Annotated in this window: 16 protein-coding genes; 14 read left to right on the forward strand and 2 right to left on the reverse strand. The window is 41.1% G+C overall.

The window, feature by feature from the left end; all coding sequences use genetic code 11:
- Positions 1-25: 25 nt before the first annotated feature.
- The 14 genes from B1A77_RS03205 to B1A77_RS03270 all read left to right on the forward strand — a co-directional run bounded on the left by B1A77_RS03205 (position 26) and on the right by B1A77_RS03270 (position 12,645).
- Positions 26-1,333, forward strand: coding sequence for an FAD-dependent oxidoreductase (locus B1A77_RS03205; RefSeq protein ID WP_077707905.1), 1,308 nt, complete (start codon positions 26-28; stop codon positions 1,331-1,333).
- Positions 1,330-1,608 carry a ferredoxin family protein gene (locus B1A77_RS03210; RefSeq protein WP_008715118.1) on the forward strand — a complete coding sequence of 93 codons (279 nt, stop codon included), beginning with the start codon at positions 1,330-1,332 and terminating at the stop codon, positions 1,606-1,608. The genes B1A77_RS03205 and B1A77_RS03210 overlap by 4 nt, the downstream gene beginning before the upstream one ends.
- A gap of 4 nt (positions 1,609-1,612) precedes the next feature.
- Positions 1,613-2,602, forward strand: coding sequence for an electron transfer flavoprotein subunit beta/FixA family protein (locus tag B1A77_RS03215; RefSeq protein ID WP_077707906.1), 990 nt, complete (start codon positions 1,613-1,615; stop codon positions 2,600-2,602).
- Positions 2,602-3,603 carry an electron transfer flavoprotein subunit alpha/FixB family protein gene (locus B1A77_RS03220; RefSeq protein ID WP_077707907.1) on the forward strand — a complete coding sequence of 334 codons (1,002 nt, stop codon included), beginning with the start codon at positions 2,602-2,604 and terminating at the stop codon, positions 3,601-3,603. The genes B1A77_RS03215 and B1A77_RS03220 overlap by 1 nt, the downstream gene beginning before the upstream one ends.
- Before the next feature lie 230 nt (positions 3,604-3,833).
- Positions 3,834-4,592, forward strand: coding sequence for an SDR family NAD(P)-dependent oxidoreductase (locus tag B1A77_RS03225; protein ID WP_077707908.1), 759 nt, complete (start codon positions 3,834-3,836; stop codon positions 4,590-4,592).
- A 112-nt stretch (positions 4,593-4,704) separates the two neighbouring features.
- A complete protein-coding gene (locus tag B1A77_RS03230; RefSeq protein WP_004694325.1) occupies positions 4,705-5,466 on the forward strand; it encodes an SDR family NAD(P)-dependent oxidoreductase in 762 nt (253 codons plus the stop codon).
- A gap of 267 nt (positions 5,467-5,733) precedes the next feature.
- Complete coding sequence (locus B1A77_RS03235; protein ID WP_077707909.1) at positions 5,734-6,321, forward strand: hypothetical protein; 588 nt, start codon at positions 5,734-5,736, stop codon at positions 6,319-6,321.
- 223 nt (positions 6,322-6,544) lie between these two features.
- On the forward strand, positions 6,545-7,495 hold the full coding sequence (locus B1A77_RS03240; RefSeq protein ID WP_077708643.1) for an ABC transporter permease: 951 nt from the start codon (positions 6,545-6,547) through the stop codon (positions 7,493-7,495).
- Positions 7,488-8,297: an ABC transporter permease gene (locus B1A77_RS03245; protein ID WP_077707910.1), complete on the forward strand. Its 810-nt coding sequence runs from the start codon at positions 7,488-7,490 to the stop codon at positions 8,295-8,297. Before B1A77_RS03240 ends, B1A77_RS03245 begins: the two co-directional genes overlap by 8 nt.
- A 67-nt stretch (positions 8,298-8,364) precedes the next feature.
- Complete coding sequence (locus B1A77_RS03250) at positions 8,365-9,888, forward strand: ABC transporter substrate-binding protein (protein ID WP_077707911.1); 1,524 nt, start codon at positions 8,365-8,367, stop codon at positions 9,886-9,888.
- A complete protein-coding gene (locus B1A77_RS03255) occupies positions 9,881-10,648 on the forward strand; it encodes an ABC transporter ATP-binding protein (protein ID WP_077707912.1) in 768 nt (255 codons plus the stop codon). The genes B1A77_RS03250 and B1A77_RS03255 overlap by 8 nt, the downstream gene beginning before the upstream one ends.
- Before the next feature lies 1 nt (position 10,649).
- Positions 10,650-11,390, forward strand: a complete 741-nt coding sequence (locus tag B1A77_RS03260; RefSeq protein ID WP_077707913.1) for an ABC transporter ATP-binding protein — start codon at positions 10,650-10,652, stop codon at positions 11,388-11,390.
- Positions 11,391-11,492: 102 nt separating this feature from the next.
- A complete protein-coding gene (locus B1A77_RS03265) occupies positions 11,493-12,119 on the forward strand; it encodes a GyrI-like domain-containing protein (protein WP_077707914.1) in 627 nt (208 codons plus the stop codon).
- A 133-nt stretch (positions 12,120-12,252) separates the two neighbouring features.
- On the forward strand, positions 12,253-12,645 hold the full coding sequence (locus tag B1A77_RS03270) for an HXXEE domain-containing protein (protein ID WP_237301831.1): 393 nt from the start codon (positions 12,253-12,255) through the stop codon (positions 12,643-12,645).
- Between the two features lie 124 nt (positions 12,646-12,769).
- Here the strand turns inward: B1A77_RS03270 and B1A77_RS03275 are convergent, their stop codons facing one another.
- Both B1A77_RS03275 and B1A77_RS03280 read right to left on the reverse strand, forming a co-directional pair.
- The gene (locus B1A77_RS03275; RefSeq protein WP_077707916.1) at positions 12,770-13,117 is read right to left on the reverse strand and encodes a hypothetical protein; all 348 of its coding nucleotides are present in this window, start codon (positions 13,115-13,117) and stop codon (positions 12,770-12,772) included.
- Positions 13,118-13,441: 324 nt separating this feature from the next.
- Complete coding sequence (locus tag B1A77_RS03280) at positions 13,442-14,437, reverse strand: Abi family protein (protein ID WP_187658830.1); 996 nt, start codon at positions 14,435-14,437, stop codon at positions 13,442-13,444.
- Positions 14,438-14,681 lie beyond the last annotated feature (244 nt).

Below are 14,681 nucleotides of genomic sequence, written 5' to 3' on the forward strand. Positions count from 1 at the left end.
GCTTTCATTTAAAGGAGCTGAGTATATGGCAATTGATCGCAATGAAACATTTGATGTTATCGTTGTTGGCGCAGGGCCAGCGGGTTCTGCGGCAGCATTACGCTTAGCGGAGCAGAGGGTAAAAGTTTTACTTATCGAACGTGGGACCGCACCAGGTGCTAAAAATATGATGGGTGGACGCATCTATACACATTCTTTGGAGCGTCTTGTACCGGACTTTAGAGACCGTGCGCCGTTGGAACGAAAGGTAACAAAAGAGCGCATTTCTATTGGTACGGGCAATGAAATGACCACTATCGAGTACAGTTACGAAGATGGTGAACCTAATGAAGAATCCTACGTAGTATTGCGTGCTAAATTTGATAAATGGCTAGCAGAAGAGGCAGAGAAAAAAGGAGCTCTTCTCGTATCTAATGTACAGGTAACAGAGCTTATTACCGAAGGTGAAGGAAAACGTCGCCGCGTAATAGGGGTTCGCTGTCACGATGACGAAGTATATGCAAAACTAGTTATCATCGCAGAAGGTTCTAACACATTATTATTGGAACAGGCTGGTCTTACAGGTCCTACAGATCCAAGAACAATGGCTGTAGGGGTGAAAGAAGTATATAAACTCAAAAAAGAAGATCTTGAAAATCGCCTCATGCTATCTGGCGATGAGGGGATGGCGTGGCTTACTTTGGGCGATATGACCGATGGTCTATTGGGTGGGGGCTTTATTTATACGAATAAAGACAGCCTTTCCGTAGGTATGGTTGTAGGCCTTGAAGATATCGGTAAAGCTACTAAATCGGTAGATGATATGCTGTTAGCTTTCATAAACCATCCAAGAATCGCACCACTATTAAAAAATGGTCAATTGAAGGAACATAGTGCGCATCTCGTGCCAGAAGGCGGATTTAAAGCGCTGCCTAAGTTGGGTGGTAATGGGTATGTTATCGTCGGTGATGCAGCGCGCATGTGTATGAACTTGGGGTATACCATTCGTGGGATGGACCTCGCCATCGAATCTGGTATGTGTGCAGCGGATGCGGTTAACGTAGCCTTGCGCGATGAGAACATGGAGCGCGTTGCTAAATTGTATGAACGTCAAATCAAGAATTCTTGGCTATATAAGGACATGAAACTTTATAAAAATATGCCTGCCTTCCTCGCATCCAACCCTCGTATATTCAAAGAGTATCCAGCTCTTGTGAATCATGTGATGCGCGATGTATTCACTGTAAACGGTGATGGGGCAGTACCAATGATGAAAAAATTGATGAGTAGTGTAAGTGATGTAGGTTTAGTTACCTTGATTCGTGATGCTTGGAAAGGGGTGCGTTCCCTATGAAATTAGAAGAGCGCTTGGGCGCCAATAAATACTATGTAGATGAAACGTCTCCTCATATCATTGTGGATGGCGCTGGCTTTGGTCTGGAAGAGAAAATGAAACTCGTAAATGGCTGTCCTGCTGGTTTATATACATTACAAGAGAATGGCGATTTAGCCTTTGATTTCGCTGGTTGCCTTGAATGCGGTACCTGCCGTGTTCTCTGTGGCGAAACCATCGTAAAAACTTGGAAATATCCGCGTAATGCTAAGGGCGTAGAATTTAGACAGGGGTGAGTGTATGGAGTTATTAGTATGTATCAAACAGGTTCCAGATACATCTGAGATTAAACTGGATCCGGAAACGAATAATCTCATCCGCACAGGTCTGCCTAGTATTGTAAACCCTTATGATATGCATGCGTTAGAGGCAGCTCTTGCGGTAAAAGACCAATATGAAGGTAGTCGTGTAACCGTTGTCACTATGGGTCCTCCACAAGCCGAGGCGGCACTGCGCGAGTGTTTATCCCTCGGTGCGGATGATGCGGTGCTCATTACAGACCGTGCTTTTGGCGGTGCAGATACATTGGCGACAAGCTATACAATTGCCTCTGCTATTCGTCATATTCAACGCACCATGAATCGTGAATTCCAAATCATTTTCTGCGGCAAGCAGGCTATCGATGGTGATACGGCTCAGGTAGGGCCTCAAATTGCTGAGGAATTGGGCATGGCGCAAGCTACCTATGCTTGTGAATTATCCGTAGATCAAGTAGCCCAAAAGGCGATTGTAAAACGAGAACATGAAAATGGTTATGAAATTGTGGAAGTTCCATTACCTCTATTGGTAACGGCTACGGCTGAACTCAATGAACCTCGCCAACCCGGTCTTTGGAGCTCGATTTATGCTAAACGATACACGATTACGCATATTACATTGCGAGATATGCCGCATATTGATGAAAGTCGTATTGGCCTCAATGGCTCACCTACACGTGTGCGCAAGGTATACCAACCACCGCTTCGGGGCAAGGTAGAAATGCTTTCATCCGTGGACGAAGGCGCTAAGAAAATTCTTGAATTGGCCTATAATATCAAGCCAGAAAAGTTTTCTCATCTATTAGTACCGAGCGAAGAACCTGTGGATGAGCCTGTAGATAACAACGATGAGGGCGTAGATGTAAAAGATCCTGTGCAGCGGGCTGCCTCTGTTGAAAGTGTATCCTCCAGTGAGTTTAAGGTTTTAGCAGCTGTTAAAGGTGAAGAAGGTTCCAAAGGAGGTGATCGATAATGGGAGTGACAAATTTTGATGAATATAGAGACGTCTTTGTCGTAGCGGATACCATCGATGACGTAGTGCATCCAGTTACGTACGAACTTATCGGTCAAGCCCGTTGTATTGCCAAGGAATTGGGCCAACTCGTTCAAGTTATGCTGCTTGGTGAGAATGTTCAATCCGAGGCGGAGGAACTTGTGGCACATGGTGCCGATATTGTTCACGTTTTTGAAAGCCCTCTTTTGAAATACTATACAACAGACGGCTATACAAAGGTTTTGACGGACTTCTTTGAAGATCATAAGCCTAATATTCTTTTGATTGGTGCAACAAATAATGGTCGTGACCTAGCACCTCGTATGTCTGGTCGCATGAAAAACGGCGTCGTAGCTGACTGTACCATTTTGACCGTAGATACTGAAGAAGGTCTTGTAGAATGGACACGCCCTGCCTTGGGGGGAAATATTTTAGCTGAAATTATTTCCCCAAATCATCGTCCACAAATGGGTTCTGTCCGTCCTAATGTATTTAAAAAGCCTGAACGCATTGCAGATAGCTGGGGCCGCATTCAAATTGAACCATTTGACCTTAAACCTGAAGACATTCGCATGAAGCGTCTTGACTTCATTCCGTTCAGCAAAGCTGGGTACAACATTCAAGAAGCGGATATCATTGTGGCCGGTGGTCGTGGCATGGGGTCTAAAGAAAACTTTGATAAGCTTTACGAACTTGCCGATGCTATCGGCGGTGTTGTAGGTGCTACACGTCCTCTCGTTGAAAAGGGCTGGATTGAATTGCCATACCAAGTAGGCCAAACAGGTAAAACTGTAAGCCCTAAACTATATTTGGCATTCGGTATCTCTGGTGCTATTCAACACGTGAGCGGTATCTCTGGTGCTGACACAATTGTAGCTATCAATAACGATCCAAATGCAGAAATCTTCCAACACGCTAACTATGGGATAGTGGGGGATTGCATGGAAGTGTTAAATGATATGTTGGCGCATTTGAAATAAAACTATATAACTGATTACAAAGGATTACCGTTCCGAAAGACTCCATAGTGACCTAAGTCGCTTCCAGAACGGTAATCCTTTTTCATTTCTATGCGTTTTACCTTAAAATGCGTCAATATGTCATTTTGGGGAGTAGGAGCGTGTGGTACGCGTATCGCCCTAGAGTCCATTACATATTAAAGTGGTATAATTAGAATATAGATATAGTTCGGATTGATAAGGAGGTTTTTATGGCTCGTAATGTTTTTGTTACTGGTGCAACGTCTGGTATTGGTCTTTGTATTGCTGAGGCGTATGCAAAGTATGGTGATAATGTTTTGATTTCTGGACGTCGCGCTGAGGTGTTAGCTGAGGTACAGGGTCGTTTGTCTAAGGAATACGGCGTGCGCGTTGAGACTTTGGTTCTTGATGTGCGTAGTCGTGAGGATGTTGAAAGCAAGGTCCCAGCAGTAATTGAGGCTTTTGGTGGCGTTGATGTCCTCGTAAATAACGCAGGTCTTGCACAAGGTTTAGATCCATTCCAAGATAGCACTGTCGATGATGCGGTGACTATGATCGATACGAATGTGAAAGGTCTTTTATATGTAACAAAAGCCGTACTACCTTATATGATTGATAAAAATGCAGGTCACATTGTGAATATGGGCTCTACTGCTGGTATTTACGCATATCCAGGTGGCGCTGTTTACTGTGCTACAAAGGCGGCTGTTAAGATGTTGAGCGATGGTATTCGTATGGATACGATTGCAACGGATATTAAGGTCACAACCATTCAACCGGGCATCGTAGAGACTCCATTTAGTGAAGTTCGCTTTCACGGTGATGCGGAAAGAGCTAAAGCTGTCTATGTAGGCATCGATGCGATCCAACCTGAGGATGTGGCGGATGTTGTATTATACGTAACAAACCAACCTAAACGCTTGCAAATTTCTGATGTTACAATCATGGCTAACCAACAAGCAGCTGGGTTTATGGTGCATAAGAAATAAGATTTCCTATGATTTAATGTGAAAGCTGAGTAAAGGTCTCGTATGTTAACTAAGGAGGCAAAGCAAGTGCAATAAAGCCGAATCATCTTATTTATAAAGGAAAGGCAAAAAAATGAAAAAATATATCGTTATTACAGGAGCAAGTTCAGGCATAGGAGCAGCTACGGCAAAAGCTTTTGCACGCCGTGGAGAAAATTTGATCGTTATTGCACGTAGAGCAGAATTATTAGAAAATTTGAAAGGCGAGATTGCTAACATTTCGCCTGATTCAGACGTTATTGTAAAACCTTGTGATCTCTCGCGTAGCGAAAACGTTTTAGCGCTTTGGGATGACCTTAAAAGCTATGAGTTAAAGGCACTTATTAATAATGCAGGCTTTGGTGATTTTGGATTCATGGGCAATCATGATATTCAAAAAATGGTAAAAATGATAGATTTAAATGTAACTGCACTTGCGATACTTTCCAGTTTATTCGTGCGAGATTATAAATGTAAACAAACACAGTTGATAAATGTTTCCTCCGTGGGTGGATATTTTTTAGCGCCCGGAGTAGTACCATATTGTGGCACAAAATTTTTTGTAAGTGCTTTCACAGAGGGCTTGTATCATGAACTTGCACAGGATGTGGATGCTAAAATGCAGGCTAAAATCTTAGCGCCTGCTGCTACTAAAAGCGAGTTCTGCGATGTAGCTTCAGGTAAAAGCGGATTTGATTACGATGCTTCATTTGAAAAGTATCATAGCAGTGAACAGACCGCAGATTTTTTGCTCACCCTTTATGATAGCGATGCATGTGTTGGCGAGGTGGATTTAACTAGCTTTGAGTTTAAGCTCAGCGGGCCAAAATTTAATTACCTAGCTGCTGCCAAATAGTAGATAGGGATGGATTATATATAAACATAGATACTCCTGATGAGCGTCTTAGCATCTATTTTGAATATATGTTTGTATAGTAGCTAATATAGAACTCAGGATTTTATATTAAAAATAACTACTTGAAATTCCCTATCATTTAGGGTATAATTATAAAATAAGTTTTGATAAAGAATATTTTGTAAAATATATTTATAAATTATAATATTCTTAATACATGTGTTGTGTTTGTACAGATGTATATGTAAAAGAGCGGAGATTATAATCATGTTGAAGAAATTTGTATTGATGGCTGTTGCTTGTGCTTGTGTAGGCTCTTATACTGTTGCGGGTGCTCAAGGTACTGTTGATGTAAAACCAGATCAACCTAAATCTGTGGTAGCTGAACATGAAGCGCCAATGGTTGGTATGCCAAGCCCGTTTCATGAGTTTTCTACTGTAGATGAAGCGGCTAAATATATGAATATTACACCTCAAATGCCTAAGATATTGCCTGTAGGTTACAACATTGAATCTATAAGTACTATTGATAAGGATGTATTGCAAGTGGTTTATGTTTATCAAGCTGGTGAAGATGCTACTCGTAATCAAGCTGCAGGCAAACGCATCGTGTATCGCGTATCTAATGAAATAAAAGAAGATATTAGCGGCGATTATAGCGATTTTCGTGTAACAGCTAATGAAAAAGTAAACGGCACAAAGGTTATTTTTAAAGGTGGCAATAAAATGGTATATCTCATAGGTTGGACCAAAGACGGACAAACCCATGGGATGTACTTCGAACGGCCTGTAACTCGTGACATGGCTAAAGCCATCGTTGCTAATACAGTTGCACCAAATTTACATACAAAATAATATATAAAAGCCCAGGTCTAGTGGAATAGGCATGCGAGCTGTGGTGAAGCACTCGCATGGACACTGTAAGGGTTTTATATGGAACGGCTCCTCATATGAGGGGCCGTTTTTGTTGCTATGCAAAACTTTCATAATGATAATCGTTCTTAAGTACATATACATATATACAATGTCTTGATATAATAAAATAGGATTATTTTTATTAAAGAGGGCAGGTGATGTGTTGTATCGATTAATACTACAGCGTTTAGCGAGTATTGTAGGTATTTTATTGGTGGTTACTATCGGTACATTTGTATTGATAAAATTATCTCCTATCGACCCCGTGTCGATGAAGTTTAATCTTGTAGGGGCTACACCAGATCCAGTTGTGGTTGCACAGATACGAGAGCAGTTAGGGCTCAATGATCCTTGGTGGCGGCAATACTTACGTTGGTTAGGTCAAATTGTACAAGGGGACTTTGGTGAGTCCATTCTGTATGCTTTACCAGTAGCGACCATTCTTGGTGGCGCCTTGCCTAATACCTTGGGGTTAGTATCCTTAGCTCTTGTTATGGGGATAGTGGTGACCATACCACTCGGTATGTTATCTGCAAAGTATCAAGACTCATGGATTGATCATGGGGTTCGTCTCGTTACATTCCTAGCATTAGCAATCCCTGGATTCTGGGTCGGTTTATTATTACTGTACTTATTCGGTGTTAAATTACAGCTAGTGTCGGTAATGAATACCAATGGCTTTTCTGCCTATGTATTGCCCGCGGTAACCCTTGCTTTATGGATATGTGGTCTCTACATTCGTCGATTGCGCAATGCTATTTTAGAAGTGTCGCGACAGCCCTTTGTACAGGGGGCGCGAGCATTAGGATTGCCAGAATGGATGGTCTACACCCGTTACATATTCCCTCATGTGGGACTTATGTTGTTGCCTATGATGGGGGTAACTATGGGCGCTATGCTAGGTGGGTCTGCCGTTATTGAAATGGTATTCGCCATTAAGGGCATTGGGTACATGATGGTGCAAGGGATTACAGCTCGTGATTATGTATTGATGCAAGGCTATATTATTTGGATTACTATGGTGTTCATCGTGATTAATATTATCATCGATGTATTGAGCATTTGGCTAAATCCAAAACGAAGAGCCGCTATAAAAGGAGGCTCCTATGAATAGACGAAAGCCTTACACTTTATATGCTATGTTTGTATTAGCAGCTCTATGGATTGTATTTTTCCTATGTGCTCCTTATATAGCACCATTCGATCCGGAGACGACTAGTGTTGCAGACCGCTTACAAGACATAAGCAGTACTCATTTATTAGGTACTGACCAGTTAGGGCGAGATGTTTGGTCTCGGATTCTCTATGGCGGTAAAGCTTCGTTAGGCATTGCTTTTACCATTATCGGTATTAGTGGTGCTATTGGTATCGTTATTGGCGGATTGGCAGGATTCTCTACACCTAGCATTGACCGTTGGTTATCTCGCTTGATTGATTTGGTACTAGGGTTCCCGAACATGGTGATTGCCATTGCTTTCATCGGTATTATGGGACCTAGCATAACGAATGTAATCATTTCCTTGTGCATTACGAAATGGGCGGAATATGCCCGTATCACTAGAGGCCTCGTACAGATTGAACGCCACGCGGAGTATATTACCTTTGCTCGTATGTCAGGTGCTTCAAATCTACGAATTCTGTGGCGCTATATTCTGCCGAATGTATTGCCACCGTTGGTGATCGTTATTATTCAACATCTTGGGGATGTCATCATTTTGGTAGCCAGTTTCTCGCTCATAGGTATCGGTGTGCAACCGCCGGATCCGGAGTGGGGCGCTATCTTGTTGAGCTCCCGAGATTTTCTACAAACGGCGCCGTGGCTGCTAATTTACCCAGGGCTCGCTATTTTTATTACTGTTGTTTTATTTAACTATATTGGTGATGCGTTGCGCGATGCCCTCGATGTATCTCGTTAACCGTACTGTGTATAGATTTTTTTATAGTGAAAGCCTCGACGAGGCAATGTATTTTAAAGGAGATATTATGAAACGTTGGTTACTAGCGTGTCTAACTATGCTGTGCATGGTAGCTCTCTTGGTTGGTTGCGGTAGCGATACGGCTAAAGACGGCAAACAAGGGAAGCATATGAATGTTGGTTTGTATTGGTTTGGTGAAACATTAGATCCAACTCACGAGTGGGATGCGTGGACCTTGACTCGTATCGGTGCTGGTGAAACCTTGGCTGTTGTTACGCCAGACATGAAATTTGCCCCTCAATTGGCAGATTCTTGGGAAAATGTGGACCCTACAACTTGGAAATTCCACATCCGTGAAAATGTAAAATTCCATAATGGTACGCCTATGACTCCACAAAAGGTTAAAGAGTCTATCGAGTACACAATGAAACAAAGTGCTCGTTCCGCGAAAGCTGTTAAAATCGAGTCCATCACAGTAGATGGTCAAAACTTGATTATTAAAACTACAGAACCTAATGGTTCCTTGTTATCTAGCTTAACTGAACCAGCGTTCGTTATCATGGACACTGCAGATCTTAAAGACGTAGCATCTAAACCAGTTCTCACAGGTCCTTATAAAATCACTGCTTTCACAAAAGGTGAAACAATCGAACTCGCAGCCTTCGCAGATTACTGGGGTGGCAAACCAGGTCTTGATACTGTAACAGTAAAAGACATCGAAGACAATAATAAACGCGCTATGGCGTTGCAATCTAAAGACGTAGACGTAATTCAAAAAGTGGACTCTGCTAACCGCAGCTTGTTCAAAGACGGTTTCAATATTCAAGACGTTGCTGGCGTTCGTGTGTTTATGTTGAAAGCAAACCACACAGAAGCATCTCCATTACATGATAAAGCTGTGCGTTCCGCTATTGCTCATATTATTAACTATGACTCCATGGCAAAAATTATTGGTAACGGCTCCACACCAGGGGCTGCACCATTCCCTCCATCTGCCAATTTAGGTTATGATGCGATCGCTAATAAACCGATGACAGATGTAGCAAAAGCTGACCAAATCTTGACTCAAGCTGGTTACGCTAAGAATGCAAACGGCATGTATGCAAAAGATGGCAAGGAATTAGCGATTACTATTGCTATTTGGGGTAAAGATACAAGCTTATACGAAGAAATTCAACAAGAATTGAAAAAAGCAGGTATTGCTGTAACTCTTAAGAAATTACAAAGCCCTGATGAAGTAGATACACTTGGTACAGATGGTTTCGATTTAGTAGAACGCAATGTAGTGACTATGTCTACAAACGATCCTTACTGGTTCCTCAGCTTATTCTACAAAACTGGTGCGAAAGCAAACGTTGGTGGCTACTCTAACCCTCAAGTAGATGCGTTAATCGACCAATTGTCAGTAACATTTGATCAAAACGAACGCTCTAATATTGCAAAACAAGCGCAACAAATCTTAGTTGATGACGTAGCAGATATCTATTTGTTGTATCCAAGTGCAACAGTTGTATCTACTACAAAAGTTAAAAATGTACCAGTACATCCAATCGATTACTACTTATTAACAAAGGATTCTACTATTGAATAAATCTGATTGTATCGTATTTGATAAGGTTACAATTTCATACGGTGCGGAGCAAGCGGTGCGCGATGTATCCTTCTCCGTGCCCAATGGTGAGGTCTTTGCCATCGTTGGTGAAAGTGGCTCTGGTAAATCTACGTTAGTTCGTGCCGCCTTTGGCATGTTGAAACAAGCTAACGTTAGCGGCCAAATTTTGCTAAACGGCACCGATGTTTCTACATTGAGTGATGGTGATTGGCGACAATTGCGGGGTACGAAGATTTCCATGATCTTTCAAAATCCCAGCGCCTATCTAAATCCAAATCGAACCGTAGAAAATCACTTCAAAGATTTATTCCGTGCTCATGGTGAAAGTTATGATGTAAGCCGCGTTATAGATATGCTTAATCTCGTTCACTTAACCGACGGAGAACGTATCTTGCAGTCCTATCCGTTTCAGTTGAGCGGTGGCATGCAACAACGGTTAGCAATAGCCTTAAGCCTCATCTTGAAGCCGAGTATCATATTTGCTGACGAACCGACTAGTGCCTTAGATATGCTGGTGCAAGCCTCTGTGTTAGATCTCATGAAGGAGGTTACTCAGGCTCTTGGGGCAACGGTGATTATTGTAACCCATAATATTAAGGCGGCTGCTCGTATTGCCAATAGCATTGGGGTTATGAATAAGGGGCAACTCGTTGAAGTGGGATCCACCGAAGAGGTCATGGCCCATCCAAAGGATGAGTATACTCGCATCTTGTTAGATTCCGTAATGAAAGTGGTGTAGTATGATTCAACTCGAGAAAATCTGTAAACAATATACGAACCACAATCATACGGTCCGCGCCGTTGATAACGTATCCTTTTCCGTGGCTTCCAATGAACGAGTAGGCATTGCAGGTGGTAGTGGTTCCGGTAAAAGTACGCTGCTTAGGCTGATTGCTATGTTAGAAAAACCTACATCTGGCACCTTGCGACTCTTTGGTGAGGAAATCCATTCCATTCAAAATCATACAGAAATATATCGCTCTATGCAGATGATGTTCCAAAATCCCTTGGCGATGATTCCACCGAGGATGAACATAGAAGCATTTCTTTTAGAGCCGTATATCAATTATGGTCTTATGGATGTGGCGGCAGCAAAGGACGATATTCGTAAATGGATGCAACGAGTAGATTTGCCTGAGAATACGGTTAATAAATACCCTCATGAAGTCAGCGGCGGTCAATTGCAACGCGTTGTATTAGCACGAATTATGCTGATGAACCCAAAACTGGTACTCTTTGATGAACCTACATCAGCCCTTGATGCGGTGAACCAAAAATTAGTGCTAGACCTCCTACAAAAACTTCATACGGAACAACCCTTCGGCTATATATTTGTTAGCCATGACATCGGACTATTACAAGCCGTAACAGACCGAATTATCGTCATGAAAGACGGACAAATCGTGGAAACCATCGAATCAAAACGACTCAAAGAAGCGGTACATCCATATACACAAGCACTTGTGAAAGCGAGTGTGTGAAAAGAGCCCCTATGCTTTGGCATAGGGGCTTTTAATTATCTTTCATAATCCTCCCTTACGATAAAAGAAATCATATATTTCTTTCAGAAAGAGGGGTTAATTATGACAGCAGTAAAGCATGAATGGCGCAAGCACGAAAAGGATTTGTATTGTCCAAAGCAGCAGGCGGTGCAGGTTACGGTGTCGAGCATGAAGTTTCTCGTTTTGGACGGCGTGGGAAATCCAAATCATGCGGCCTTTGCCGATGATATCGAGGCGTTATATTCGTTGTCCTACGGGATAAAGATGTTGCCGAAAAAGGGCGTGACGCCGGATGGGTACTTTGATTACACCGTGTATCCGTTGGAGGCTCTCTGGAAGCAGATTGAGCATACGGAGCAGTTTGATAAGAATAATTTGCAATATCGGATGATGATCAGACAACCGGATTTTGTGACGCCTGACGTGTTAGAGGCGGCCATTGTTAATGTGTCCAAGAAAAAATCGTTGCCTCGATTTAAGGACGTGCGCCTTGAATCGATAGAGGATGGAGATTGTGTGCAGATATTGCATGTCGGGCCTTACGATGACGAACCGGAATCATTTATGAAAGTAGATGAGTTCTGTACTGCTCATAATTTGGAACGTGCTAATAATGAGTGGCATCGGGAAATCTATTTGTCCGATGCGCGAAAGGTGGAGCCTGCAAAATTGAAAACCGTGTTGCGCGTGCAAGTGAAAAAGGGATAATTATAGAGCGTCATAATAAACTTAATCGGATTTATCAAGGAGGCGCCTTATGGATCTGCATAGTTTTTTCTTATTGTTCCCCAGCATTTTCATGCTGCACGAACTTGAGGAAATACTTTTGTTTCCTCGCTTTATGGATCGGAATCCGCAATTGCAACGACGACTTTTATCGGGGGCGTTTACATCTTTCAGAATCAATGCAATCATCTATCAGGAATTCATACTCTTGTTGATTATACTGGGATTAAGTATATATTTTGAAAGCTTCGATTTTTATCTCACCATAATCATAGCCTATGTATACCATGTAATCGGGCATGTATTTCAAAGCATATTCCTGCGACAATATATACCGGGTGTCCTCAGTGGCATTATCACAGCCGGATATTGCACATATCAGATATATGATGCGGTGTCGGCGAACTACATGCTGTTAGCCTATTCGTTCCTAACACTGTTGATTATTTTCGTTAATATCGCCGTGAGCTTTAAAATGCTTCAACGGATGCAAGAAACGTCTGAGTAGACTGTGAAAGTAAAGCTTTCACAAATATATTGTTAATTAAATCGGCTCCTCCATGAGGGGCCGTTTTTGTATATAAAAAGGCCATCAACAGTGTGTTGATGACCTCTCACTAGGTAATATATTATTATTCAATTTCCGCTTTCAAATCGATAACGTGTTTACATGCCACGCATCCAGGACAGTCACAGAATTCAGCGCCTTTTGCTTTAATGTCTTTAGCGTGTTGCAATAGATTAGCAGCACCTTCTGCGCCAAGGATTTGTGTAGCGAGTTCAGAGCCGGCAAAGCCAATTGTTTCGTCGATAAGAGCAATGTTTTGCTCTGCAACGGATACGAGTTGTTTTGTAAGTTCTTCTTGCTCAGGTTTGCCTTCTGCATTGATCCAAGATTGAGCGAATTCTTTTAATGTAGGGTTGCTTGTAGGTGCATCTATTAAAGCTTGTACGAGTTGTGTTAATTGTGTATGTGTCATGATGATCTCCTTTTATAAACTACTAACTATAGCTTTGGAATAGTGCGTTTAGTATTATATGAGCACCTGTTCCTTTTGATGAGTTCATTATAGCACCTACAATAATTTTGAACAGTAGAATAATTTAGGATAGATACTATCAAATGTGATAGATTTGTGATAAATCCAGGTGAAAAATTTTGATATAATTTATGAATAAATGAAGACTGCTGTTTTAAATATCAGTCCTCTTGCTTTGAATAGCTGAAAAATTAATTATACTTTTATAAAATAATTTGAACGAGGGGATTCATCTAATATATATGGTGATAAGGCTCTGTCATATTAAATGAATTTGTTTAACTCGGATGTCCAATCTTTAGGTAGTTTCATTTTACGAGTAACTTCAGAATAAAGATTCGAAGGTAATTCATTTTCTAGTCTGTTTAGTTCATCAAATATACGACGTAGCAATTGTTTATAGTCTTTTTTTGAAAGGAATAAGCGGAGTAGTAAGATGATATCAAAAACTCCACCTTGGAATGCTGGTGTCGTGATACTTATATAAAAGAAGCTAGTTTGAATGGGTTTGCCATCCTTATTTTTAGCATAGTAGTCATAGAGTCGATCTTCATGTGCACAAACATTGCGAAATGCTTTTATACAGTTTATTGCACTCATAAAATCTTTTAAATAATTTTGAAGAGTGATTTTAGTTGCTGCTACATTGCAGTTGTTTTTGAATTCATAGAGTACTGATTTTAAAATTTCGATTTGGGTGGGCTCTTTTAGATTATAAAAAAGGTTACATGTTTGCCCCAGAGTAAGCTTAGTTATCAGTACCCATAGGGGAAGTTCTTTATGTTCATTAAAGTAGTGGTAAAATGGTCCTGACTTAGTGTTGGAGTCAGTGTTTTGCTTAGTTACCGATGATAGCGTTGCAATTAGTGAAGTCGTTTGCTGGTGGTTAGTATCTCTATAATTATTGATATTAAAATAGCTGAATGCTTCTTTTGGATGTTCTGAGGAGAATTGATAGGCAATTTTGGATTTTATAGAGTTTTCTGTCATAAGAATATACTTCATGAGAATATTCCTTAAGTTTCTATCGAATTCATATAGGGCATATATTTGTTCAAAAGTAGTTCCATTTTTATAGTAATCATCTTGTCGTTTCTTGCTTTCGACTGTATCTAAAAATATATGTTTGTAACCATTAATTAATTGGTAGTAGTTTTCTCTAATTAATATGGCCTTTGCTTTACTGCCATTAGTAATAAGAATGTTACGCTTACGGAGCATTTTTAGTTGCTGATTATGAGTTTGGAATGGTTTTGCCATAAAGTTCATCCCCCAATAAAAAAAGAGGCGAAGTAATCCGCAGATTGCTTCGCCTCCGTAATGTTCCCTCAGGTTCATTACTAACTCTTTGTATAGTTACTATAACAAATATTGCAATCTGTTGTCAATGTATGTTGTAATCCCTAATTAAAGTGCTGATATCTTATTTGTATTATACTACAAACATATGTGCTTTTCTAGGAAAAGGGCTGGTCTGGTGGTATTTTTACGAACTTTAATGGTA

Origin of the sequence: Veillonella parvula (assembly GCF_002005185.1) — a bacterium.
In the GTDB taxonomy this organism is placed as follows: domain Bacteria; phylum Bacillota; class Negativicutes; order Veillonellales; family Veillonellaceae; genus Veillonella; species Veillonella parvula_M.